Here is a 26,476-nt window from a genome sequence, read left to right as displayed (position 1 = left end):
TCCTAATGAATTACTTATTTCTTCTCAATAGATACCGAATGAGGAACTCTCACCTCTACCGAAGCAGTGGCTTGGTTACCAGCCTCATCGGTGGCAAGATAAGTAACCGTGTAGGTTCTGCCTGTTCCTGTGCCCGACCGTTCCGCACGGAGCATGAACTCAAGATCATACGTATTCCATTCTGCTTCTTGAATATCGTTCTGCCTATCCCCGTCGCCCAAACCATCGTCTGGCTCATTACTGGTAATGGATTGGAGGACGACGTTCACGTCTGAAAGCGAGTCCTGTGCACTAATGGTAGCTTTTACTGGAAGCATACGATGGTTCGGCGGCCACAGCACCTTTTTGGATAAAACAATCTCTAACGTCGGGGCTGTTTTATCGATTCGAATAAGCGTAGTTTTCACATCTTCCTGATTACCTGCGTGATCGACGCTCCAATATTGCAAGATATGAACTCCTTCGCTTTCAAATGATATCGTCGAGCCTGTTGACGGTTCGCTTCCATTAATAGAATAATACGTTGTTGCAATACCGGTCTCCTCATCTGTTGCGATCAGCTTTACCGTCACATCAGTGTTAGACCAGCCCGCTGGTACATTATCCGTCGTAACCGGCGCGGTAGTATCCGCACCATAAATTGCAATAACATAATCTGGTGTACTTATATTATCAAATACGACGCTGCCATCTTGGCTAATCTCGACACCAGAATGCACTTCAACTACTCCCTGGGCTCCAAAAGCATATAATTTAGCCACATCATTCGCATATTTCGCACCAACATTTACATGGAGTTTCGCTTGAAAACCGAATGGTGAAGTATGAACTCTACCAAGCTTCATATATGTTTTTGCACCTTTTGGGAGCTTTGTCATGTTTTCATTAGGAACAAGAGAAAACTTATTGGTTACATCAAAAAGTATGTCTGCTGTAATAGATTTTTCTATTGAAGTGCCATTTATAACCCATGAAACACCAGCTCCTGCAATCTCACTATCTGTCTTGATCAAAAATTCAATATCCTTTCCTTTAATGGTATTAAAAATGAAGTAAGGTATTTTTTCGCATTTATAAAGATTTATTGTAATTTTCTCACCAGCAAGTGCATTAACCAATTTTCCTTTCAAATCAATCCATTTACTTGAGAACTTGATTTCATTTGACTCAAGCTCATCAATAATAACATCGTGTTCATCTAATGCCTGAATCTTATAATAATATGTTTTTCCATATTCAAGATCCTTTTTGTCTACATATTGTTTTAAATTTGAAGAATTAATTTTTATCAATTCTGAATACATTTCATCTTCAGAATCTTTTCGGTAGAGTACATATTTTGTAACTCCTGTTTTCTGAACCATCCAGTTTATTCTTATGGTCGACTCCTCTGCTGTAGGTTGAAGAATAAACGTAGCGGAGAGGATCCCTTTATCATTTCCCTGAATGTTGTATTTTAAAATATCCTCAGCTGATACCATAATAGACTGATCTAGTATGCCATCAATAGGATAATGAAATATGTTACTTGTTTTAAGGAAAAGAGGTCTTATCATTGTGGCCATTTTAATTTCTGCTGAATCCTGAATTTGCTCCCATTTCCACTCTTTTTCACTCTTTGCATATGGAGCAAGATTTTCGAAAGCTTTGCCTAAAGACACTCCTTTGTCTGATGTATAATTCCAAAGATCTACCTCTGTAAAACGTTCTGCGATCTCAGCAACTTGTATCAATGGCCACAAGCAAGTGTTTTGGTAATTAACTGACTTGGTTCTCCTAAGTTCATATGGCAGGCTTCCGTCTGGCTCAATATAATCCTCAATTCTTTCGACCTTAGCCTCTTCGAATAGTTGAACCGCATCCTTATAGTTGTTTAAATACAATAAAATTCCCGCTAACTGATAATCATAAACAGAGCCATGATTATTATGCTGTTGCTTTTCTTGAATTCCCATATCGCTTCTTGTGAGCCAGGATGCATACGCTGTAAACCAGTCTATCACTGCATCAACATCATCCTTAGATATCATGTCCTGCTTTTCAAGCATCTGCATTGCAGTAACAATATCAACAATAGAGGTCCATTCAATTACACCCAGAGGTCTTCCATCTACACCTCCGGGGACACTCTGACCATACTTTATGTGTGGATTCATTTTTGTTTCTTCATTTATAAACCATACCTTAATGACCTCATAAGCTTTATCAAGGTACTTAGGATCCTCTGTAAAATAATAGCTAAGAGTTAAATTTCCAATGCCATGAAACATTTCGCTTGTACGAGTAAAGTCTGTATCATCTCCTCTTGAAGCAGGATTCACCTGACCATCTTTGGGTATCCATGGGAGTCCATCAGGCTTCGCTGGATCTGGCCAGAAGTATGGCGCGGTACTGATATAATCATGCTTATCCTTGCTTGGCGGTAATAGAGTTTTCTTAGTTACTGGGTTAAGGGGTGCATTCATAAATTTTTCAGCATCGGTTTGAATTTTGTCAAATGCGGCAACGTAAGACTTTACACCTCTGAGTAAATTTTCTCTTGATTTATCCATCAAAGCTTCGTTATAGTAAATGAGCTTACCTGTCCTGCTTATATTTTTTTCTTTTTGCTCAGAAATATTAATTATTGGATCTTTTACATTTACCTCAAGATTCAAAATGTCAGAGAAAAATGTAAGAGGTACATATACAACACCATCAACTGTTAGGGCTGGCTTCTGGAGAGAGATTTCCAGACTGTTTAAATATCCAAATGGCTCTCCGAGCTTCATCTCTATACTTTTCCGACCAGCAGTGATACTAACTTTTTTGGATTTTTCATCTAGACTTGAGGTATATCCAAAACCTTCGAGCACCTTATCAAGCGGTGCATATAATACTGTATTTTGCTCTAAGAGTTCACTTACAGTAAATTGTACTGTGCGGTTCGGCTTTTCTCCTGTATATACTGCAGCTTCCACTAAGCCCGAACACGCTACCAGTGACAAACTAGCGATAATCATAAATCCTACCATTAAATTTAACCCCTTTCTTCTTAGGCTCCTCATCGTATACATTAGATTCCCTCCTACAATAAAGTTATGTTTTCACCTGTTTTCTCGTTTACACTCAGGATTTCAACTTTGACAGCATTAGTACCCATGGAACAAAGAAACTTTAATAACATAGCTAAGCTTACACGCTTAAAAGACTCGTGTGCTTAGTGATGCTTATTTTTACCAGAACAGCTCAGTGTTCCCCTTAAGCTTTGATAATGCCTCCACAAAGAAGTAGTCTCCGTAAATAATCGGCGTATTGATACCAATTCCAGCAGGGTAATGGGATGTGCCCTTAACTAGCAACGCCTCCTCTTCCATATCCCAGGCTCCATAATTCTCATAGAGCGACTTCACAATTCGCTTCGCCCATTCGAGATAGAAAGTCTTCTCCTGCTCGGGCACAGATCTGCTAATTTCAATCAATCCGCTGGCCGCACAAGCTGCAGCTGTAGTATCTCTCGGCATATTCTCTTCAAGCGGCGCGCGTAAATCCCAGTAAGGAATATGGTCCTCAGGCAAACAGGCAATAAAATAATGCGCAGCTTTCTTCGCAGCCTGCAGATATCTTTGCTCACCTGTGTACCGGTAAGACAAAGCGAATCCGTGAATCGCCCATGACGCTCCTCTCGACCACGCTGAATCAGTTGAATAGCCCTGTCCCCCCATCGCTCCTACTCTCTCCCCGGTGACTGGATCAAAGCATACGATGTGGTGAACGGAGCCGTCCTCACGAATATGCTCCCTCAGCACGGTGTCTGCATGAGCGATCGCAATATGCTTGAACCTCGGATCACCTGTTTCTTCCGATGCCCAATAGAGGATTGGAAGATTCATCATACAATCAATAATGACCCATCCCCGGTTGTCAATACCACCACCTTGCTGGTCATTCCATGCTCGAATGAAGCCACCTTTCAGATTAAAACGCCCCGCGAGATGACTTGCAGCGGTAAGTGCTCTTCGCTTGGAGGGTTCATGATTCAACAGTTTATACTGCGCCACTGAAGTTAAACTCCATACAAAACCTACATCATGGTGCAGGACGTAGAATCCGTTTAATACTTCGTCAAGCTGATCTTCTATTGCAATTGCAATTGCTTTCAGTCGCTCATCCTTCGTCTCTTTATAAATCTGCCATAACATACCGGGCCAGAAGCCTTTGGTCCAGAAGCTCTTATTGTTATCATAAGTTCCGTCAATAGAGAGATGCGGATAGGATACCCCTATTCGCTTACTTGTCCTGTTCACCTTTTCCACTGTCTGGGCCCAAGCTTGATCGAACCAAACTGTTTGATTCATTTGAACATCCTCCTCTTGGCAGCGAGACTACCCTTTTATAGATCCAACCATAACTCCCTTAACAAAATAACGTTGCAAATATGGATAAACCATTAATATAGGCAGCGTGGAAACCATAATTGTTGCATACTTGATCGTTTCCCCAATTTGGTATAAATCATTGCCTGAGCCGCCAGATGACATCCCTTCAGTCGAGTTTGAAATCAAAATCTCTCTAATCACGAGTTGTAACGGGAATAGATCTCTATCACTGATAAAGATAGACGAATAAAACCATCCATTCCATTTGTCTACAGCGTAATAGAGCGTCATCACCGCCATAATCGGCATGGACAGGGGAAGAATAATACGGAACAAAATGACAAAGTGATTAGCTCCATCTATCTTAGCAGCTTCCTCCAAGCTTTCAGGTATAGATTGAAATGAGGTTCTTAAGATAATCAGATTAAATGTATTAATTGCGAATGGAACAATCGGAGCCCATAGCGTATCAAGCAGCCCTACCCCTTTTACAATTAAATAGAAAGGGATAAGTCCACCATTAAAAAACATAGTAATGATGATGAATATCATAATTGGTTTATTCAACATCACGTTTTTACGTGACAACACATATGCTCCCAGCGATGTCATGAACAAATTTAAGATCACGCCAAACACAATAATGAATAATGTGTTTTTGTATCCGCTCCAGATCGCCTTATTACCAAAGACGCTTTTGTAAGCTTCAAAATTTATACCGACTGGTCTCCATAAAACGCCTTTATGAGCAACAACATATGCTGCATCACTGATCGATGCAAATGCCACGAAGATAAGAGGGTACAAAGTGATTAAAACCAAAATCGACAAGACCGCATATAAGCAAATATCGAACGTCCGTTCCAGTCCAGATTTTTTTGTTTTCATGCTGCCCCTCCATTACCATAGGCTATTTTCACTAAACTTTTTACTAAGACGATTGGCTAGAACCAACAAGATCAGATTGACAACGGAATTAAACAATCCGACAGCTGCGCTGTAGCTCCAACCAAATTCCAGCAATCCTTTACGATATACAAATGTGGAGATTACATCGGCTGTATCATAAATGGCAGGATTATATAACAGAATAATTTTCTCAAATCCTACACTCAGCAAATTGCCAATACGAAGAATTAGCATAATGATAATCGTGGGCAATATCCCTGGAATAGATATGTTCCATATTTGCCTTAACCTGCCTGCTCCATCAATTCGCGCCGCTTCAAATTGCTCTTGGTCTACATTCATGAGCGCTGCTAAATAGATTATGGACGTCCATCCCATGCCTTGCCAAATGTCAGATATGATATAGATGCTTCGAAAGAGCTCTGGCTTTTGAAGCATTGCCTGCCCGTCTCCGCCCAGATAAGTAATGAAGGTATTGATCAACCCCCCACTATTTGTGAAATCTTTAATTATCCCACATATAACGATTAGGGAAATAAAATGGGGCATATAGGTAACGGATTGTACGATGGATTTGAATCTTTTATTTCTGACTTCATTGATCAATAAAGCGAGTATGATTGGAGCCGGAAATTCAAAACAGAGGGAATACAAGCTCAGTATTAGAGTGTTTTTCAGGATTCGCCAGAAATAGTAGCTTTCAAAAAAAGATTGAAAATGTGCCAGTCCGACCCATTCACTGTCCATAACCCCTTTCATGGGAGAGTAGTCCTTGAAAGCTATAATCGCTCCGTACATAGGACCATATTGAAAAATTACATAATACGCTATTACAGGGATCATCATGATATATAAGTATTTGTTAAGTGCTAAATCTTTCACGAGACGATTTAAGACGTATTTGTTGCTCTTAACAGGTTTCTGAGAACTCCGCGGGGTTGCTATTGGCCTCATACGATCGCCCCTCATCTGCAAAATAGTAGTGGCATAGACTACCAAGGAACTCTATGCCACTGTGTTATACATTAACGTTTATTAAAACGTTCCAAGGCCGCCTCTTGGATTTCAATAGCTCTGTCAAAGTTTAGCGTGCTCAGTCTCTCCATGTATGATTCATAGCTGGATAATGGCTCACTTCCCAATATAATTTTGAGTGTCATTTCGTTCACAAGAGTATCAACATCTGTCATGATTTTTGCTAGTTCTGTACTTTCCTCCGGCGTTGCCGTAATTGGAGGCAACTTTGTTGACTTTGCTTCCGTCTTCCACACCTGAATGGCATCTTTTTGTGACGGCAGCACATTGTATTGTTCACTATAACGTTTGTCTTGGACGAAAGGACCGAAATAATTACCGCGAATATACAGCGATAATGCTTGGGCAGGAGCTAGCTTATCCGGGTTTTTCATCATTAAATCTGTATAGGTAGGATACCCGTTTTCCATGGTATAGCTGACGCCTTCAATTCCAAAGTTAAAGAGCATATGCCCTTCTTCACTGTAAGCGTAATCAAGCATCTTTACAGCTAGCTCCGGATCTTTGGATGTTGAGGTAATTGCAGCAGTGCCATTAACAGCAAACGGATTATCATATTGACCAAATCTAGGTACATCTCCTTTGTTCAGCACAGGGTAAGGCGCCGGGGCCAGTACCGCTTTTGGGTTCTGCTCACTAAGGAGCGGTGTCCATTTCCCTAGATTTGATCCAGCATTACCGATGGATACACCCGTTGCGCCGGTGATGATATTGGCATCTAATGTCTTGGAATCTGTTGTTGCAATATTCTTGTCTAACAATCCTTCAGCATACCATTTGCTCATTGTAGCTAGAAACTCTTTGTATTGCGGCTCAGCGGGACCGTACTTAATTTGTCCATTATCCAAGTAAAAGCCTAGATTAATGCCGTATGCTCCAATGAAAGCACCATTTGATAAAGCTGCCAGCCGCCCATCACTTAAAAACGATAGTGGTGCAGAAGCCCCTTTCTTCTCTTTGAAGGCCTTCAAAACGGTATACCATTCATCAATGGTCGTTGGCATTTCAAGGCCAAGCTCATCCAGCCAGTCTTGACGAACGATGGGTCCTTGAAATACGAGCAGAGATTCATCTCCGCGAATAAACGGAAATCCAAAATAACTCCCCGTATCCGTCTTCACCATGCGATCGACTTCTGGATGATCCTGTAAGTATTTTTTATAATTCGGTGCATGTTGATCTATCAAGTCGTTCAGCTTCAGAATGTAACCGTCTTTGATTGCTTTCTCCGGTCCCCCGGGGAAATTAATCCAGGAGTGTTCGATAACATCAGGCAATTCGCCAGAAGCCAGCATCACATTGAGCGCCTCATTTTGTTGACCTGCCGTTGGTGAAATGAAGGTTAGTGGAACTCCCGTTCTTTTTTGCCATTCCTGAAAGAAGGGAACCTCATCTAATGATGATTTAATTCCCGCAAGATTTGAGTTAAGGCCTGCCCAATACGTAAGTTTCTTGTCCGTTTGGATCGGATATGTTGTCGCTTCATTTGATTTTTGAGAAGCCTCGCCTTGCTTTGCTGAGTTCTGCTCTGCCTCCTCGGTATTGCTGGAGCACGCTGTTGTTAAACTGACCAGAATCATGAATACTGTAAGCAATACAGCCAACAAGCTTTTTTTTGTCTTTCTCACCGTAACCATCAACCTCCCGTTTTTTATGTAGAAGTGTTTTACAACTCCTCGGCTTAATTATAAGTGTGCGATTTCGCAGTCGTATATCGACTATTTGAGCAAAATCATTTACAAAATCTAAAATGTAAGAGGACTTTTTCGCTATTTCATCAGCAAAATCCAGAATGATTGAGGAGACCATTATCTTTCTAACGAATCTCTGTACTTACCAGGTGTAACCCCCTCATACTTCTTAAAAATCCTTATAAAGGTAGTCGCGTCTGAATAACCCACCTTTTCCGCCACTTCTTTAATTCCTATCTGATGATCTTCGATCAACTCTTTGGCTTGCTTCACACGATAGTTGTTCAAATATTCGAGTATCCCTTCTCCCGTATGCTGCTTAAACAGCCTTGACACGTAGGAAGGACTCATTTGTACCTTCTCGCCAATCATAGATACATTTAAGTTGACATTGCTCACGTTGGCTTCAATATACATAATTACTTCATGAACGAGCTCCTGCACTGCCCGCTGTCGACCTTCAGTAATTTGGCTTTCACGTCTCTCGAAGGTATACTCGCACACCTTTCTGACCAATAGAATAAGCTGTTCCTTCATATCATGAACGGTCTCGCTTCTTATCAACGTGTCAATAATGCTTGTCATATCCAGCTGCGGCTCCTCCACATAATCATTCTCATTGATTGTCTTCACTAATGTGCAAACTAGATCGACCATTAGACATTTTACTAGAGGGAGAGATTGATTTCGATTGGAGAAGTTCTGTTCTATAACCTCATTAAGTGTACGTACTGCTATCTCTGAATTACCTGTCTTCACCGCATTCATGAGCTTCTGTTCAACAACAAGAGGATAATGATAGGTTCTATGCTGGTCCATCTGTGGTTCATAACAAATCTTGTCGTATCTGATGATCTCTCTCCTCCCCATCACCAGCTTATACTCCATTGCATCTAGCGCGTTGAGATATGCTTGATGAATTCCGCTTAGAGAGCTGTGAATCAAACTAATGGATATTGTCATGTTGATCTGGTACGAGCGGTGTAGGAAGCCTTGTGCTTCTTCTGCTAGCTGCATAAGTTCATCCATTGGCTCGATTGCAGATGAGGAGAGATTTATTAAGCATGCGAATAAATCGTCGACTTCCACTACGAATCCCATGTGCCTCTGTTTGGTCAATTCCTCCACAACATTCGATATAATAAATTGAAGCATCTGCTGTTTCTCATGTGGCTTCAACCATTCGACTCTCCGATAGAAGTCTTCTGCTTCTTCCACACGTAATAGCATCACTGCAAAGTCATCACTTTTAAAAGCAATATCATATGCCGTTATAGCCTCCTCAATTTGCAGCTTGGAATCCAACTTACCTTTAAGCAGCTTTGATATAAAGTAAGAGCGAAGCACGTAATGATGATGCTTTCTATCATTCAGCATCTCTTCCATTTTTAGATAAGTTTGATTTAACGTCTGTTCTATATAGGTGAACTCATTTCCTTTGCGTTGAAATATTGACGGTCCCTCTTGTTCCGTAACTTTTTGGAGTAAACGACGAATCGGTCCGTAATTTTTTTTCAAGAGCAGCAGAGATAGCATAACTCCAACTAAAATGCTTACCACTAAGCTCACATAAGTTATGTTTCGAACCTTTTCTGCCTTCTCCCATAAAACTTGGCTTGGCACTATGGAAATATATTTGGTTTGAGTAGCTGAAGATTGAAGGTAGATCATCTCAAACTTTTTTCCGTTGCTTTCGAAACTGGTATAGCCTGAATGAGAGGATAGCTGCTCTAATCTCATTGCATTAAGCAAATCCTCAGAAGAACCATCATCACTGGCCACCAAAATTTCATCATTATTATTAACAATGAATACTTTTCCTTGGTTAAATAACTGAACCTTGTGAATGACAGACAGAATTCTGGACTGGTCGATCATGACAACACTAATCCCAGTTGGCCCATTGTTATGGACACCCTTAAAACTTTGCAAGTAAGCAATCGCAGGTTTGCCTCCTGATCCCGGCAAGGTGATCAAGCCCGGTTTCGTATTATTTATCATTCTGTCCATCCAAGCTTGATAAGAATATTTCTCGTTCATATGAACAAATTGATAAGCCATATACGGTTCATTTACAACTCCTGGAAAAACAACTGCTTGAGCGGGGCTTGTGAGATAAATATAGAACTGATCAATATCTGAATAAGAGGACTTGTACTGCGTCAAGTTCTGGGCAAGCGTAAATAATTCATAGCTGAGGCCCTTTTGGGGCATATTGCTAGTCAAATCGCTTGATATGCTTTGAATGGCATTATCCCAGGTGAGCTGATGGCTCAAACGCTTCATACTTTTCAAATCATTGTCGACTGCTTCTTGCAGCTGCATAAGCAAGGACGAATATGCTACTCTCGTTTCATTTTTTAATGATATCGAATATTCTCGATACACGAAAAGACTAACGACCATTGGAAGCAGGAGCACAACGACATAGGAAAGAAACCAGGGTATAGTTACGCTCTGCATTCGTTGTCTGTTCACAAGGCATTCTCCTTAATATGATTTGAAGGAAAATTCATGAATACCCCATGCCGGATGATACCTTCAAAAAGATGTAAAATATTTTCTGTTCACAGAAATACTACGACCAGCATTAATGATAACGCTGATCTAAACGTTCTTAAATTAGCAAGTTGAAGAATTATCCGATGAACTCCAGCACTGTCTCAACACTCTCCAGATAACCAATGCGTATCGCTCTTGCACGAAGCTTTGCAGCGCCTTCGGTTATACGAATTTCTCCTGTATATAAGCTCCAGGGTGCATCAGTATTATCATCGAGCTTAAATGCAATAGAAGCTCCTTGCGTACTGCAATGCAGTTGAACAAATGCTGGTCTTGCTACCTTCCCTGCCTCAAGGAGCTCTGAAGAGCAAATCCCTCTATTAATGATCACAAATCTTGGTTTTGCCGTTTGCGGCTGTTTGCCTGACGGCCACATCTGCGCGATCATTTCCGTCTCAGGCACTTCGCCTAGGCGATCATATTTCATTCTCCATTGCTCCAGTGCCTCTCTCATTGTATCAAGTACCTTTGTATAGTCCGGGTTACAGGCCAGATTATACTGTTCATAAGGATCTGCTTCACACTCATACAGTTCTTCAACCGGTCTTCCACTCCCGAAGAATTGTGCGGCCAAACCTTGTAACTTCCCCTCTTCATACAATTGCCACAGTTCCCTCTGAATAGGATGTTGATTCAAATATGGAATCCAAAGCTGGTAGGATTGATTAGGGAAATAATTTCGAATATATTTGTATTGCTTATCCCGAACTGCTCTCACCATATCGTAGGATTCATCGTAACGATCTCGTGTAGCATAAATGAATTTTCTTTCCTCCTCACGAAGGAAGCTTCTGCCTTGGAGATGTGCAGGTATTTGAAGTTCAGCAAGTTCTAACACAGTTGGAGCCAGATCCACCAAGCTAACTAGTCGTTCATTTACAGTCCCCGGTTGAATTTGACCTGGCCAGCGAACAATCAGCGGTACTCGAATGCCCGCATCATATGTCCACCGCTTCGCTCTGGGGAGCCCTTCGCCATGATCGCTCCATAGCATGACAACTGTATTTTCAAATAAGCCGTCCTCTTCAAGCTGCTGCAAGAGAGCGCCAACATAGTCGTCTGCTAATGATAGATTGTCGTAATGACGGCACATAGCTTTACGTATAAGTGGAGTATCCGGCAAGTACGGAGGAAGCACTACTTCATCCGGATTTGTCTTCAGTTCTTCCCCTTCCCTAGGCCACATCTTGCTCTCATGCGTAACGGTGGTATTAAACACCGCAAAAAAAGGTTGATTAGCTCCGCGATTTCGCCAATGTCCATCGGGTCCACATTCATCCCATGCCGTTAAAGGCGGCTTAAACTGATAATCGGTTTTAAGATTATTAGTACAGTAATAGCCCTGTGCCCGTAAGTATTCCGAGAATACTTTGACATAAGATGGCGGAACAATTTCATAAGGCGTAGGCAATTCAGGAGTATTCTGATTCGTATGAGTGGTTCGCATATGCTGCCCGCCTATATAGTTGGAATACATCCCGGTAATAACCGAACAACGGCTAGGCGCACAAACGCCGGCAGTAGCAAACGTATTTGGGTAGCGGCAGCCTTCCCTTGAAAGCTGATCGATATGAGGCGTACGGGCAACCGCATCTCCGTAACAGCCGAACCTTGGACTCGTATCCTCTAACGAAATCCACAGGATGTTTAATGGTTTAGGATTCATCTCACTTCACTCCATCTTTAAGAAATATCTGTTAAAAGTCGACTCTTTTGCGATCCTCCAGGGAGTGATGCTCTAAAAATGAAAGCGCTCTTGGTCAAATAAAAAAAGAGACCCACTTTCATTGTGCCTAGATGTGGTCGCAACGGAAGTGGGTGCTGAATTTAATAGAAGATATGATGCAAATCCTATATGTTATTTTGTTGTTTTCCACCGATCATATGCCTTTTGATAGATTTCCACATACTCATCCGCACTCATTTTCTTCAGCAGGGAAACATAATTATCCCAATCATCAAAACTCGCCTTACCTAGCACAAACTTTGCTTCCATCTGCGCAATGTAGTTCATCAAATCGTTCTTTATAATATTCACTCTATTTTCTTCCTCTTCCGACAAAAAAAGTAACGGCATTGCTTCTTGCACGTATTCAGACAATTTATTTGCTTGATCATTTAGAATGTTATTAACAGGATCGTTTTGTTTGTAATTAATTTCCATGCTTTTCAGAAGCGGGATTGTCGAACCAATATCGGGTGTATTCTGGGCGCGGAACTCCTCCTTGTTCATTCCCTCTGGCGTAATCCTTTCCCATTCCTTTTTGCTATCATCCTTCCACTTCCAGGCCTCACCTTCAATTCCTTGGTTTCCAAGCATAAATCCTTCTGGTGTATACAAGTAGTCTACCCATCTCATTGTCGCTTCTGGATGTGGATTATTTTTTGTAATGGCAAAGGTACCGATTGTAATATTGGGACGCGGTGTAAACAGCTTCTCGCTATTTATAGCACTCGTCAATGGCATCACCAATGGATATTTCTCATTATCCTCCGGTTTTTCAACCTTGAATACGGAGAACGGTGCAGCATGCATCGTCATGCCAATCCGATTTTCTTGCCCCTTGGCCTTCAGTTGTTGATCAGTATGAGTAAAGATTTCCGGGTCGAGAAGCTTCTCATCATACAGGGTCTTCATATACTTTAGGAATTCCTTGTATCCTTCAGACAAGAACACAGCGTTCACTGTGTCGTCGGTTACCTGCAAACGGGATAAATTAGCTCTATCCTCCAGCACACCGAACGCTGGCATTATATAAGTTCTCGCGATGGCCAGTGAATCATTCTTTGCGTTAGTAAACGACAATGGGAGTTCGTCACTCTTTCCGTTCTTGTTCGGATCCTCATCACGGAAGCGCTTTAACAGCTCCAACAGTTCGTCAGTCGTCTGGGGAACTTGTGGGTTACCCAGCGCTTCCATCCACTCTGCATTCAAATAGGTTCGGAAAAACATCATGTCACGAATAATATCTGAGACTTGTGGTAAAGCATAGATATGACCATCTGGTGCAGTAATGGCTCGGCGAATTGCAGGATCTTTTTCCATCAACGCCTTAAAATTAGGAGCATACTCGTCAATAAGTCCTTCAAGAGGAATCAAAAGGCCTTGTTTGCCATAATTGATCTGATCGAAGAATGTTAGGGATCCCGCAAAAAATACATCAGGTAAGTTATCGCTCGCAAAGGTTAAGTTTTTCTTTTCTGGAAAAACCTTACCATCCGGCGTGTCAAATTCAAAATGAATATTAGTCAATCTCTCCATTTCCTTAAAAAACATCATTTGATCCCAAGGACCCTGACTTGCTCCTTTTGATCCCATTAACTTAAGGGTAACCTTCTCATTCACAATCGGGTATCCGGTCGCATTAAAGTTTTGAGGGAATGCAGAATTCTCGGAAATGTTCTCATCGGATTGCTTGGTTGAACAGGCAACACTCATGCTGATCATCATTGAAAAAGCTACCATTAGTATCATCATCTTTTTCTTCACGTTGTAACTCCCCTTTCGTTTTTTACATAAATTTCAGCTGATAACGCTTTCACTATAACCTTTTTTGAGGCCGCTTCGAAATATCTTGTTTTCGGCCCATACTCCAATCATGCACATCGCTTTTACAAACAGAATAGCGGTTCGAATACCGCATGAGTGAAACACAATACTCCTTTCATGCAGCGTATTCGTATTCATTCATAGCTTGGCTAATTTCTCTATAATCTTTCCATCATGTAGATGAACAACTGCTCTCCATTCCTCCTCTTCCGAACTCATTTCCACTGCGCCCATCTCCCAGTTTTTCTTATGATTTACAGCATGGACATTATCATAGCTTGTAAAATACAGCACCCCATTTCGATAAAAATCCACATAATTGATTTTCTCAGGATACAAGCTTGCTAACCTGATCCAACGCTTTCCTTCATAGGACATATCCGCTTCAAAGCCCTGTAGATGCAACTGCTCATCTTCTGGAATTGTAGGCCAGTCAATACCCAATCCTTCTGCCATTCGCTGAGCAAAAAATTGATCCTCACCGGGCGTAATCGCCCAGTCTACGGGCACTTCCTGCTTCGTGATATTATTGTAGTATCCCCAAGATGTTCGGGTTCGAAAAGCCACATCTATCTTGCTGATGTCTGGCGAATCCTCGTTGCAAACAACTGGCTTGCCGGGTGCCCATGCCTTCACTTTCTGAATGTGATTATAATAGTGCTGCCGAGATAGCCAGTTGCCATGAATAAGAATAACGTCACTTTCCTTGCAAATCTCTTCATTAATATATCTTCCTAAACCGCTGCAGCCTACAGGTATCCCGCCAGATTCCGTACGGGCGATCTCCATTAAGGCAACCATTCCCTCACTCGACGCGATTAATGGATGCTCACGCGCAATATTATGTTCATTGCAAACCTCAATGATGACATTTGTGTAAGCTCCTTCTTTTAGGAAGCGAGATGCTGCCCTGACCGCATTCAATATTACTTTGCCGTCCTTCATACGTCCCGTCTGCCCAGTGTAGAAATAACTCACGATAACGACCATGCCCAATTCATCCGCAGCTCTGATCAAGCGGTCCATTCGACCCGCGTAAGCCGGATCAATGCTTGTGCCGTCCTCCGAGAAAGGATTGTTATCGATCGTTGGATTTTGTATGGTAAAACATGGACCACCGCCCTGAAAACAAACTGTAAATGCTCGAAGTCCTGCCCGATACCATTCAGGCAATGCTGCAATAAGATCATTCGTATTCTGATCCGGATCGAACCTGCGTCCAAAACGATGGAAGCGATTGGGGTCTTGCTTGTCATCAAATATACCCTGAACAAATCTCGCATTCATTAATAAACCATGAACATCGGACGGACTTCCATCAATCTCCGAATACGTTTTTTTTCCATTAATAACAAATTGTTCGCCTTCGATTGTTAATACCGTTTTGCCCATTATTCTCTCCTCACTTCACGCTGCGCAGGTAATAACAGCGGTTAAAATTTGGTCCGAAATAAATCGTGTTGATTAACCTCGAATTTTCTTTCATATCCTGGAATACAAGAGTAGATATATTTGCATCGTTCCGTAACGGCCATATATACACCGAATTCATTCCGGTTATACTGACCCATCGTTAATTCTCTCAGATGCTTGCCCTCAGCAATATCCAGCAAGCTCCGGCCGCTATAATCCTCTTGCGGCTCAATACCTGCCGCTTGCAGAAAGGTTGGCAATATATCGACCAAGCCTACGGGAGCATGACATGGCTCATTGCCTTTCGTGCGATCGGGATCCACTTACGATCAGCGGTATGCGAGCTGCGGAATCCAAGAAGCTGCGCTTGCCTACACTATTGTAATCGCCAAGCAGCTCAGCGTGGTCAGAAGAGAATACAATCATGGTGTTCTTCAGCAGATCTTGTTCTTCCATGTAAGCGAGCAAGCGTCCGATTTGGTAATCAATGAAGGATATTGTGCAATACTACGCTGCCTTCATTGTCCTCATCAAATGGTCGTCCACACCTTGATCTCGATATTTGTATCGGTTCTGGAATCGATTCCAATACGTTAGAAGCTCTTCTCCGTTCATGGGCCGTTTAGGCAGAGACATTTCAAGCGCTCGGTATAGCTTGTTCCATGGAGTAGGTGTCTCAAAGGGCGGATGTGGTTTGATATGGCTGAGGAATGTAATACATCTCGCTCCGGACCTCTTGGGGATCATGAACATGCCCGTAACCATTCTCATTCAGATAACGTTTGAAATCGTCATCACCTCCGCCCTCCTCACTAATACCCCGTGACTCGAAGCCCCAGAGCGCCTCCGCTCCCTGCTCGGCAAAGGTGAAGTGCATTTTGCCAACGCCATGCGTCTGATAACCGTTCTGAGACAAAATCTCCATAAAGCTTTGGCGTCCTTCTGGCATTATCTCATTTGCCGTACAATCGGTACGGTGCGGCAGCTGCCCCGTCATCATGGCATACCGCGCAGGCACACAAACCGGACAGGATGAATACGCACGCGTGAAGGTAACGCCCGTCTCAACCAATCGATTTAAAGTCTCCTCCTTTTATTTGAAGACATATAGAAACTCATATTCTCCTGATCCTACCTCAAGCTGTACACCGGCTTCTGTCTGCCGTACCGAGTGTACGCCTGCGGCATAGGCGACAGGAACCGCTGATTCCACTACTTGACCCATTGCTGCGCCAGGCAGCATCACAGACGCCTCCGTATTCGGCGGAATGACCACCTTCACCTTCATTCTGCGGTCCTCCAGCCGCTCCCAGCCTGATGCTACCATCCCATACATAGAGCTATAGGATGCTCGGGCATAGCTGATCGCTTCCGAAATCTGAGGCGCTATGCGCACCTTCTTGTAGCCTGGATTCTGCACATCTGTATCGAGTCCCGCCGCAATTCTGTATAACCACTCTCCGACTGAGCCATAGGCATAATGATTATAAGAGTTCATAGGATCCTCGCATAACGAGCCGTCAGGCTTAATGCCGTCCCAATGCTCCCAAATCGTTGTTGCTCCTTTGGAAATCGGGTACAGCCATGACGGATACTCGCGCTGGAGAACCAGCTTATAGGCCAGATCCGTATATCCATGCTTGGACAAGGCCAGGCAGAGATAAGGGGTGCCTACAAAGCCTGTTGTCAAACGAACGTTCTGCTCCTCCACATAACTAGCCAGAACAGCGGCTGCCTGCGGCCTATGCTTCTCTTCCAACAAATCAAACATGAGAGCCAGTACATAGGCCGTTTGAGTTGGGGAGGCCAACCGGCCATTCGGGGTTACAAACTCCCTCCGGAATTGCTCGGTTACTCGTTCGCTTAGCTCTGTATAACGCACTTCGTCCTCGAGCTTGTTAAGCACTGCCGCCGTCTTCGCCAGCAGTGCGGAACAATACGCATAGAAGGCTGTCGCAATCAAATCCTTAGGTGTTGACCCTACACGGCTTCCATTGGGGGCATCCATTGCAAGCCAATCGCCGAAATGAAAGCCCGTATTCCATAAATGCTCTTGCTCGCCTTGCGACCGAATATACTCAACCCATTTCACCATGCTCTCATATTGCTGTTCCAGCACTCGCCGATCCCCGTATCGTTCATACAGCACCCAAGGACATATAACGGCTGCATCTCCCCAGGCTGCCGATGAATGCCTTCCGCGAAGCACATCGGGGATTACAAATGGTACGCCGCCATCTGGAAGCTGATCGGCTGCAAGGTCCTTTAGCCATTTGGTGAAGAAAGGCGCTACATTCATATTGAATGCAGCTGTCCGCATGAACACCTGCGCATCACCCGTCCAGCCCATCCTTTCATCACGCTGCGGACAGTCGGTTGGAATGTCAAGAAAATTCCCTTTTTGCCCCCATACAATATTTCGCTGCAGCTGATTCACCAGCTCGTCAGAGCATTCGAACGTCCCTGTTTGATCCATATCGCTATGAATGACTTTAGCAACAACACGGGTTGCAATAAGCTCCGGCCGAATACCTTCAACCTGAATATAGCGGAAGCCTTGGAATGAAAAATAAGGCTCATAACGCTCTACTTGATCACCTCTGCAGATGTATGTGATGGTTTGTTTCGCTGTTCGCAGGTTGCTCGTATAGAAATTACCGTCATTATCCAACACTTCTGCGTGACGGATCACAACGGTATGACCCTCTTCCGCCTCTACCGCAAACTGCACCCACCCAACCATGTTCTGGCCAAAATCAACGACTGTTTCCCCATTAGGAGTACGAAGCACTTGGACTGGCTGCAGTTCCTCCACGATTCGAACCGGCTCGCCTTCTTGCGCGATCAAAGTATCATATCCATAATCTAGCAGCGATACTTGGGTCCATTCACTGTCGTCGAACCCTTTGTTATGCCAACCCTTGCTTTCGAGCCGTGCATCGTAATATTCGCCGTGATACAGCTCGGACATAAGCAAAGCGCTCTTGCTGGCTCTCCAGGAATCATCCGAGACAATCACTTCTTCTCTGCCATCCTTATATTGGACGTGAAGCTGCAGTAATGCAGCGCGTTCATTGCCATACAGCTGACTTAATCCATTCCAGCCCAAATTGCCCATATACCAGCCATTGCCCAGCATGACGCCAATTGTATTCTCTCCACTTGCAAGCAGCTTAGCTACATCATAGGTTTGGTACTGCAGCCTCTTGTTGTAGCTAGTCCATCCGGGTGCAAATAAGGTGTCATCAGCGGACTCCCCATTAACATACACCCTGTATACGCCAAGACTTGTTGCATACAGTCGGGCCGAAACGATGTTATCGCCTAATGTGAATAGCTTGCGCAGCAGTTGACAGGGCTCTGATTGCTCGAATCTGGCAGTTATCCATGATGCTCGCCATTCATCTTGATCCAACAGCCCTGTCTCACCGTATGCCGCCTCACTCCAATCCGATTCTTGGCCATGCTGATTCCAAACCTTGACACGGATTTCATAGCGCGTTCTTGAGCCAAGAGCAGGTCCCGCATACGTGATATGCAGGGACTGATCAGAAATAATCTTACCTGTGTCCCATATTTCCTGCCCTCCAGTCGATACTTGCAGCCTGTAGGCGGATTGCCGCACATCCCGTCCTTCTGCATGAAGCTTCCAGCTGAACCTTGGGCTGCGCTCGCCCAGCCCAAGGTAATTTACTTTATATTCGCAGCGCAAGTCGTATGGATGGAAGCTGCCCTTATTATGCATCGTTCGTTTTCTCCTCTTCTATCACATTCAGAACGATAGATTCGTAATGCTTCGAGCTTGAACCCACCATAATTTTGAATGCGCCAGGCTCCACAGTGATTTCATAGTCCTCTCCTGTAAAGCTCAGCATAGAGGGATCAATGCGGAAAGCAACTGTTTGTGCTTCACCTGGCTGGAGTGTAATGCGCATGAAGCCTTTTAATTCTTGAACAGGTCTTGTGACAGAGCTCACCAGGTCTGCAATATACAATTGCACAATTTCATCCCCTGCGTACTCACCCGTATTGCTGACTTCGACAGATACGGTGACGCTACCGTTCATCGCCATCGTAATAGAGCTTAATTGCAAATGACGATATTGAAATGTTGTATAACTTAATCCCGTACCGAAAGAGAACAGCGGCTCATCATGCTCGGCAAATAAATATTTTTTGAATAAACCCGTTGGTTTTTGTGAGTAATACACAGGCAATTGTCCTACTGAACGAGGGAAAGTAATAGGCAGCTTGCCGCTTGGATTCACATCGCCGAACAATACATCTGCTACCGCATGACCTGTCTCTTCCCCAAGATACCAGCCCTCCAAGATTGCCGGCACATGCTGCGCGATGTAGTTGATCGTCAACGGACCTCCATTGATGAGCAGGACAACAGTAGGCGTCCCGGTCTCGACTATCCTTTTCACCAGTTCATTTTGAACTCCAGGAAGGTCAAGATCATATCTGTCGCCTCTATCATCGTTGAAGAATATAGCCTCTCTGCTGGTTAAAGTGTTACCGCCGACACAGAGGATGGCTACGTCACTTTCCTTGGCTACAGAGACAGCCTCTACAATCCAGGCTTCATTTTTATCCCCTGTACTTAATTGGGGATTATTCATACGTCGATCCAATTCCGTTTCCCCGCTATCATCCTTCCCTTTTATAATTTCACAACCTACTGCATAAGCCACTTCCAGTTCTCCATTTGTTTTTGCTATAATCCCATCCAGAATACTAATACCTTTGTTCGGTTTTGTACTGTACGAGCCGGTGCAGATCGGATGTGCATTCGGTCCAATTACAGCAAGCTTGCGAATTTCATTCCTGTTCAGAGGCAGCAGCCCGCCCTCATTTTTCAACAGGGTGATCGATTTGTCTGCCGCTTCCTTGGCAAGCTTCTTATGCTGCTCACAATTAATCACTTGCTTGGCATGCTCTGCATCCACATATGGATTCTCAAATAGCCCTAGCAAAAACTTGACTCGTAAAATGCGTGCCACGGTAACATTCAGCACATCTTCTAACTCTGGATCTTCGGCTATGGCATCCAATAGTTGGGTATAGCAACCTCCGCCAGGCAAATCCATGTCCAAACCTGCCTTTAAGGCTTTTACTGCAGCTTCCTTCGAATTATTGACAACATGGAACAAAATATCTAATCTGGAAGCGTCGAAGTAATCGGATACAACAATGCCGTTAAACCCCCATTCATCTCGCAGGATCTCGGTAAGCAATTGTCTGTTGCCATGACAAGGAATCCCATCGATCTCATTATGAGAAGGCATCATGCCGAGCGCTCCAGCTTCTTGTACCACCGCCTTGAACGGAGGAAGGATCTGGTCCCTCAGCACTCGAGTGGGAATGTTGCTTGGAGCAAAATTGCGCCCCCCATCAGATTGTGCATAACCAGCCAGATGTTTTGGTGCAGAGACGACATGCTCATGATTTACGATCTCGTCCGTTCCTTGTAAACCTCTTACTGCAGCAACACCCATTCGGGTAACAAGGTACGTATCTTCACCATAAGTCTCCTCTGTCCTTCCCCAACGGGGATCTCTTGCAAGATCAAGCACAGGCGTATGCGCTTCATGCCCGCCTCTGACCCTTGCTTCCTTCCCAATTGCGGAGTATACACGTTCAATTAGCTCCGTATCCCATGTACTCGCCATAGCAATAGGGATGGGAAAGCTTGTGGCATCCTTTGCGAGATGTCCGTGCAGACATTCTTCTTGAGCCATTACAGGTATTCCTAGCCTTGTTTTGTTTACATAATAGTCCTGAAGCGCGTTAAGTTTCTTGATTCTTGTTTCAATCGAGTCGGTCTTGAAGGGAAGCTGAATGGCGCCGGCGCCATGCTTATAGATTTCTTCAATACAGCTTTCCTCAAGACTCCCGTCTTCATTAAGCTCGACATCAAAGCTTTGACCGACTTTGCCTATAGATAAAGTCTGTACGACTTTTTCCACCAATGTCATTCTTTGCAGCAGATCTATAACTCGAGCATCTATCGGTGTTGAAGCGTTTCTATAAGACTCCATATATCATTCCTCCATTTGTCTATCATGTTTCTTGAATCTTTGCCGGTTTATCCTTTTATAGATCCAATTAAAATCCCTTTGATAAAGAAACGTTGAAGAAATGGATACAGAATAAGCAACGGCAACGCGGATATAATAATGACGGCGTATTTAATAATATCCGCTATCTTGGCCTGTTCGGCCATAGCAGCCATAGATTCCCCATCCATCATCATATTGGCGTTCATTTCATTGACAATCAAAATTTCTCTTAAAAATAATTGTAGCGGAAATAGCGATCGATCCTGCAGGTACATGAGTGCATTAAAATATTGATTCCAGTGACCAACACCATAGAACAACGCCATAACAGCAATAATAGGCCCTGAAATAGGAATAATGATGCGTAAGAATAGAGAAAAATGTGAACAGCCGTCAACCTCAGCAGCCTCCTCGAGTTCTCGAGGAATTGTATTTTGAAAGAAAGTACGTGCAACGATAAGGTTCCAGACGCTAGCGCCCCCCACTACGATTAGCACCCATGGAGTATCAAGAAGATTGAGATTTTTAATTATGAGATAAGTTGGAATCAGACCACCATTAAAAAACATCGTTAACAGAAAAATTCCGGAAATAACGTTGCGCCCATACAAATCTTTGCGAGCTAAAGCATATGCGCAAGGAATGGTTAACAAAAGATTGAGGCTCGTTCCAAGCAGGGTATAAATTATAGTATTTCGATATCCGATCCAGATGTCAGGATTATCCAGAACCCTGCGATAACCATCTAGTGTGATGTCAATCGGCCACAGCCACATCTGACCAGTATTAACATATTGGGGATCACTGATGGATGCGCTAACTACATAGACTAGTGGATACAAAACAACTAGCGTTACCAGAAACAAAATAAAGCGATTGCTCCATTCAAATACCTGGTCCCCAAAAGAGGATTTCATGTACCTTCACTCCTTATAGTCGTTAATTGATGTATTGAAAGTTACCATAAGCTTGTTTGACTTACTTTACGAGCAATCGAATTTATTGTAACTAACAATATTAAATTAATGACCGAATTGAATAGTCCCACCGCTGCTGAAAAACTATACTGAGCTTGTAGTAACCCGCTTCGATAAACATAAGTTTGAATGACTTCAGATGATTCCATATTCAGCTGATTTTGTAACAAATAGACTTTTTCGAAACCTATAGACATAAAGTTGCCAATACTTAAAATAAGCAGGATGATGACCGTCGGCATAATTCCAGGCAGGTTGATACTCCAAATTCGTTGCACCCGAGTTGCGCCATCTATAGTAGCTGCCTCGTGTAACTCTGGATTAATTGCACTTAATGCCGCTATATAAATAATAGAATTCCATCCTAATTGCTGCCATGTCCCAGACCACACGTAAATGGATTTGAACCAGGCCGGTTCTGTCATAAAGCTGATTGGTTCTCCACCAAGAAGGACAATACCTTTATTCACGATCCCTGTCGCTGGATGAACTAAAGAAACAATAATCCCCGCTACTACAACTACCGATATAAAATGCGGCGCATAAGTTATGATCTGTACACTCTTCTTGAATGTTCCGTTACGCAGCTCATTGATCGCTAATGCGAACAGGATCGGTAAGGGAAACAATATAAGCTCATACAAGCTGATCGATAAAGTGTTTTTTATAATCGTCCAGAAAGAAGGGGAGTTGAAAAAACGCTCAAAATGATCAAAACCTACCCATTCACTACCCAATATACCTTGAGAAGGATAAAAATTCTTAAATGCAATCTGCAGTCCATACATTGGCAAATAGTTGAACACAATGAAATAAATTAATGTTGGTAAGACAAACAAATAGAGGTGCCAATTTCGCTTCAGTTGTTTTTTCCATATCTTTATATAACTGTTCATTTATTCGAACCACCTTTCCTTATTGTCATTGTATGGCTTGCTCCAAATGTAGCATCTAAGGGATCAAGCAGTAAATATCTGCCTTCTTCTCCATACTCGGATAAAAATGTTGCCTTCAAATACGCTCTAAGTCCCTGAAATTCTAAATATCTGCTTTATTTAAAATATTCGATTTCAAAATCAGGTCATTTTCCCCTTTATTGTCACGTAGTATACATATACAATAATAGTTAATCTTGAAAGCCCGGAAAGGGAGTGTAATCATGAGGTGGAATCTATACACTAAATACCTGCTCGCTTTCATTGTAATGTTTAGCATACCTGTGGCTATTTTAGGGATTTTTATATATACAGGTGCGGTAAGCGCACTTCGAACAGAAATTGAAGAAACTAATTTGAACCGGCTTCATTTAGCCTTGGATTCTATGGATCAGCAATTTTTAGACTTAACGGAAACCACCGTATTAATGTCTTTGAATCCTGACCTGTCTAGTTTTCACTTACTTGATGATACCTACGCCTCTACGGAAATTATTAAAGAAATCCAAAAATACAAAGCAAGTTCTTCTTATTTCGAAGAAATTTTTTATCATAGATATGATAGCGGTTACTTTTATTCGTCTAATGCTATGTTCAGTTTGTCTTCACTTATCAAAGATTATTATATGAACAAAACAGATACAGCTGAGCATTGGATCAATAGCCTAAAAGGGAATAAACGGCCCTTTGTTCGTCCAACCGAGCCTGTTTTAACAAACCAAACTTCCAAAGAGATCATTACGATTGGGATCCCATTTCCTGTACGGTCGCTTAACCCATATGGCATCGTATTATATTTGTTCGACAGCCAGCGACTATATAAATTGATGGCTCCGGTTTTAGGAGATTTTAGAGGCGCGGTGTACGTATTTGACCAGGATCAGAACTTATTAACATCTAAAGCCAATGATTTGGCACTTACTGATGAGTTTATAAAAAAACTGCTGGTCCAAGCCTCTAATAGTGAACAATCTTCCATGATTATGGAATCTAATTCGATGTCTGTGACCTGGGTGAAGTCGGAGGCAACCGGGTGGACCTATATGACTCTGCTGCCGACCTCTCAGTTCTACCAACAAGTTCTTAAGCTCACTAATCTGATCGTGTATATTTTAATATCATTAATTTTTATCGGAATCACCGTTGCTATTGTGCTATCCAAGCGATTTTATAAACCTATACAGCAGTTAATTTCAAAAATTCAGTTGGAACTTGAAGCGGCGCACCCTCTCGTCGATACAGAAATTAATTATATAGCTCATTCTTTTGAAAACATGACTCAAAATCAGCAATCCTTATTGTACCAAATGGAGAATCAAAAGAAGTTGATTCAGGATCAGTTCCTCATTAAGCTTATCCATGGATATTTTTCAACAGAACTAGATGTATGCGCATTCATGAAAGAACATCAAGTTGTCCTTTGTGGTAATTCATACTTCGTATTCAGTTTCAGTACCGAGGAAGCGGATACTTCTTTGACGCAAGATATATCCAATAGTCTCTCTGAATTCTCCAGCAATAATATTTCTGTTTATCCTATTGAATTTTATCGTCGTGGGACATTTGCATGCATCGTAGGGTTATCCAACAATGCTCTGCAGCACTCAGGAACGGTCGAAAGTATTGTCAAAGAGATCCAAGAAATAATAACTAGTAAAATCGGAACAGCTCCAACCATTAGCATTGGCAGAGTCTACGGCATGTTTCTTGGAATTCACAGATCGTATATTGAGTCTCTGACTGCTAAGGAATACCAGCTTAAATTTTCAACCGGAAGTATTATTAACTATATTGATGTTGTTAATTGGAATGAAGAAGAGTCGACTAGCTGGTACTCAACTGATATCAGGCTCACTTTACTTCAGTCGATTAAACAAGGTGATGAGCAGCTGGCTCTTGAATCACTCAAACAAATTCTCCAGGAAATTAACACAAAAAAATCGCTTCTGATGACCAAGTGTATGACATCTGACCTTGTCAATTCGATTTTCAAGCTAGTTCATACACAAGATTTTCCTCACCACCTAGAAACTTTTAAACAACTCATCAATCAGCAGTCAATGAGCCAGTTTGAGAAGGATATCACTCAATGTGTTATCGACCTTTGCTCCCACATTAAAAAACGAAAAAATGATGAGCTATCTGAATTAAGTCATCGAATTTTGAGTTACATTCACGATAGATATTTGTTGTATGAATTTAATTTAGGTCAGATGGCGGAAGAATTATCCCTATCGCCATCATTTATCAGTCGCTCAATTAAAGACCTGACGGGTTCAACGTTTACCGATTACGTATTTGATTTACGCATCGAACATGTAAAAAACGAGCTTATGCATACGGATAAGTCTATAAAAGATATTATAACGGGAGCCGGCTATATAAATGTTTCATATTTCATTGACCGTTTTAAGAAAAAAGAGGGCGTAACTCCTGGGGAATTTCGTAAAATGGGAAAACAGATGAGCAATGATAATGGAAGATCTTCGTTCAAATTCTAAGTGTATTTTTATTTGAAGCATGGACCAGACGTTTAACAGCGTAAACGCCTGTGCATGAGGCATTCCGAGAATGGAGAAAGGACGATGGATGTGTTCCTTTTCACGATGGAACCATCCAAACTATGATGAGCGTGCGGGGCCTCAAACACGGCAGCTATAATCCACTCTATTGGCGGCCACACTTCTAAACGGAGTGATATTGGTTGCAGGGTTCTTCTGACTCTGGGTCGTTGTCCCTGACGGACTTACTCAGCTTGCTTAAGCGGGCATTTATGGAGTAGCTTTTATCTTAATTCTGGCAATAAATATAGGGATGATCGTCGCATAAAATCATTCTAAAAAGTTAAAACCGCTTTGTGTAATGATGTTTACTTTCGTCTCATGAATAATGAAACCTCATTTTATCGATATAAGTCTTCCAAATCATAGAAGTAAGCCTTCTATGACAATTGAAACCTTGCAGGCTTCTTCTGGCTCTGG

At 42.6% G+C, this 26,476-nt stretch carries 17 protein-coding genes; 1 reads left to right on the top strand and 16 read right to left on the bottom strand.

Translation table 11 applies throughout. The annotated features are described in order from the left end of the window. Window positions 1-14 precede the first annotated feature (14 nt). From E6C60_RS03855 to E6C60_RS03780, 16 genes are all read right to left on the bottom strand, one after another. On the bottom strand, window positions 15-3,056 hold the full coding sequence (locus tag E6C60_RS03855) for an alginate lyase family protein (RefSeq protein WP_138224622.1): 3,042 nt from the start codon (window positions 3,054-3,056) through the stop codon (window positions 15-17). A gap of 159 nt (window positions 3,057-3,215) precedes the next feature. After that, window positions 3,216-4,337, bottom strand: a complete 1,122-nt coding sequence (locus E6C60_RS03850) for a glycoside hydrolase family 88 protein (protein WP_138224621.1) — start codon at window positions 4,335-4,337, stop codon at window positions 3,216-3,218. Window positions 4,338-4,364: 27 nt separating this feature from the next. Beyond that, complete coding sequence (locus tag E6C60_RS03845; protein ID WP_138224620.1) at window positions 4,365-5,246, bottom strand: carbohydrate ABC transporter permease; 882 nt, start codon at window positions 5,244-5,246, stop codon at window positions 4,365-4,367. A 12-nt stretch (window positions 5,247-5,258) separates the two neighbouring features. Continuing rightward, the gene (locus E6C60_RS03840) at window positions 5,259-6,113 is read right to left on the bottom strand and encodes an ABC transporter permease (protein ID WP_233281206.1); all 855 of its coding nucleotides are present in this window, start codon (window positions 6,111-6,113) and stop codon (window positions 5,259-5,261) included. 179 nt (window positions 6,114-6,292) lie between these two features. After that, window positions 6,293-7,930 carry an extracellular solute-binding protein gene (locus E6C60_RS03835; RefSeq protein WP_233281125.1) on the bottom strand — a complete coding sequence of 546 codons (1,638 nt, stop codon included), beginning with the start codon at window positions 7,928-7,930 and terminating at the stop codon, window positions 6,293-6,295. Between the two features lie 180 nt (window positions 7,931-8,110). Then, window positions 8,111-10,318, bottom strand: coding sequence for an AraC family transcriptional regulator (locus E6C60_RS03830; protein WP_217496373.1), 2,208 nt, complete (start codon window positions 10,316-10,318; stop codon window positions 8,111-8,113). Window positions 10,319-10,631: 313 nt separating this feature from the next. Further along, window positions 10,632-12,221 carry a sulfatase family protein gene (locus tag E6C60_RS03825; protein ID WP_138224616.1) on the bottom strand — a complete coding sequence of 530 codons (1,590 nt, stop codon included), beginning with the start codon at window positions 12,219-12,221 and terminating at the stop codon, window positions 10,632-10,634. A gap of 192 nt (window positions 12,222-12,413) precedes the next feature. Next, window positions 12,414-14,045, bottom strand: a complete 1,632-nt coding sequence (locus E6C60_RS03820; protein ID WP_138224615.1) for an extracellular solute-binding protein — start codon at window positions 14,043-14,045, stop codon at window positions 12,414-12,416. A gap of 198 nt (window positions 14,046-14,243) precedes the next feature. Continuing rightward, window positions 14,244-15,497, bottom strand: coding sequence for a glycoside hydrolase family 5 protein (locus E6C60_RS03815; protein ID WP_138224614.1), 1,254 nt, complete (start codon window positions 15,495-15,497; stop codon window positions 14,244-14,246). A 41-nt stretch (window positions 15,498-15,538) separates the two neighbouring features. Continuing rightward, on the bottom strand, window positions 15,539-15,790 hold the full coding sequence (locus tag E6C60_RS03810; protein ID WP_138224613.1) for a hypothetical protein: 252 nt from the start codon (window positions 15,788-15,790) through the stop codon (window positions 15,539-15,541). Window positions 15,791-15,812: 22 nt separating this feature from the next. After that, window positions 15,813-16,007, bottom strand: coding sequence for a sulfatase-like hydrolase/transferase (locus E6C60_RS03805; protein ID WP_407669147.1), 195 nt, complete (start codon window positions 16,005-16,007; stop codon window positions 15,813-15,815). 187 nt (window positions 16,008-16,194) lie between these two features. Next, on the bottom strand, window positions 16,195-16,590 hold the full coding sequence (locus E6C60_RS03800) for a sulfatase-like hydrolase/transferase (RefSeq protein WP_138224611.1): 396 nt from the start codon (window positions 16,588-16,590) through the stop codon (window positions 16,195-16,197). A 21-nt stretch (window positions 16,591-16,611) separates the two neighbouring features. Beyond that, window positions 16,612-19,263, bottom strand: a complete 2,652-nt coding sequence (locus E6C60_RS03795; protein ID WP_138224610.1) for an alpha-L-rhamnosidase — start codon at window positions 19,261-19,263, stop codon at window positions 16,612-16,614. Beyond that, window positions 19,256-21,562, bottom strand: a complete 2,307-nt coding sequence (locus tag E6C60_RS03790) for a glycoside hydrolase family 3 N-terminal domain-containing protein (RefSeq protein WP_138224609.1) — start codon at window positions 21,560-21,562, stop codon at window positions 19,256-19,258. The genes E6C60_RS03795 and E6C60_RS03790 overlap by 8 nt, the downstream gene beginning before the upstream one ends. Before the next feature lie 47 nt (window positions 21,563-21,609). Continuing rightward, a complete protein-coding gene (locus E6C60_RS03785; RefSeq protein ID WP_138224608.1) occupies window positions 21,610-22,500 on the bottom strand; it encodes a carbohydrate ABC transporter permease in 891 nt (296 codons plus the stop codon). Between the two features lie 41 nt (window positions 22,501-22,541). Next, window positions 22,542-23,456, bottom strand: a complete 915-nt coding sequence (locus E6C60_RS03780; RefSeq protein ID WP_138224607.1) for an ABC transporter permease — start codon at window positions 23,454-23,456, stop codon at window positions 22,542-22,544. Between the two features lie 263 nt (window positions 23,457-23,719). Between E6C60_RS03780 and E6C60_RS03775 the strand changes: the two genes are divergently transcribed. Next, entirely contained in the window at window positions 23,720-25,996 is a 2,277-nt protein-coding gene (locus tag E6C60_RS03775; RefSeq protein WP_138224606.1) for a helix-turn-helix domain-containing protein, read from the top strand. The last annotated feature ends 480 nt before the right edge of the window (window positions 25,997-26,476 follow it).

The organism is Paenibacillus algicola (genome assembly GCF_005577435.1).
Lineage (GTDB): Bacteria > Bacillota > Bacilli > Paenibacillales > Paenibacillaceae > Paenibacillus_AQ > Paenibacillus_AQ algicola.
The sequence above is the reverse complement of the archived record's forward strand: the minus strand, read 5'-3'. Positions and strand labels throughout refer to the sequence as shown.

Excerpts from the sequence above, each read along its gene's own strand:
- E6C60_RS03850 (WP_138224621.1), bottom strand. The coding sequence starts at position 4,337 with ATGAATCAAACAGTTTGGTTCGATCAAGCTTGGGCCCAGACAGTGGAA.
- E6C60_RS03790 (WP_138224609.1), bottom strand. The coding sequence starts at position 21,562 with ATGGAGTCTTATAGAAACGCTTCAACACCGATAGATGCTCGAGTTATA.
- E6C60_RS03795 (WP_138224610.1), bottom strand. The coding sequence starts at position 19,263 with ATGCATAATAAGGGCAGCTTCCATCCATACGACTTGCGCTGCGAATAT.
- E6C60_RS03830 (WP_217496373.1), bottom strand. The coding sequence starts at position 10,318 with ATGCAGCTGCAAGAAGCAGTCGACAATGATTTGAAAAGTATGAAGCGT.
- E6C60_RS03815 (WP_138224614.1), bottom strand. The coding sequence starts at position 15,497 with ATGGGCAAAACGGTATTAACAATCGAAGGCGAACAATTTGTTATTAAT.
- E6C60_RS03855 (WP_138224622.1), bottom strand. The coding sequence starts at position 3,056 with ATGTATACGATGAGGAGCCTAAGAAGAAAGGGGTTAAATTTAATGGTA.
- E6C60_RS03780 (WP_138224607.1), bottom strand. The coding sequence starts at position 23,456 with ATGAACAGTTATATAAAGATATGGAAAAAACAACTGAAGCGAAATTGG.
- E6C60_RS03825 (WP_138224616.1), bottom strand. The coding sequence starts at position 12,221 with ATGAATCCTAAACCATTAAACATCCTGTGGATTTCGTTAGAGGATACG.
- E6C60_RS03785 (WP_138224608.1), bottom strand. The coding sequence starts at position 22,500 with ATGAAATCCTCTTTTGGGGACCAGGTATTTGAATGGAGCAATCGCTTT.
- E6C60_RS03840 (WP_233281206.1), bottom strand. The coding sequence starts at position 6,113 with ATGATGATCCCTGTAATAGCGTATTATGTAATTTTTCAATATGGTCCT.
- E6C60_RS03775 (WP_138224606.1), top strand. The coding sequence starts at position 23,720 with ATGAGGTGGAATCTATACACTAAATACCTGCTCGCTTTCATTGTAATG.
- E6C60_RS03845 (WP_138224620.1), bottom strand. The coding sequence starts at position 5,246 with ATGAAAACAAAAAAATCTGGACTGGAACGGACGTTCGATATTTGCTTA.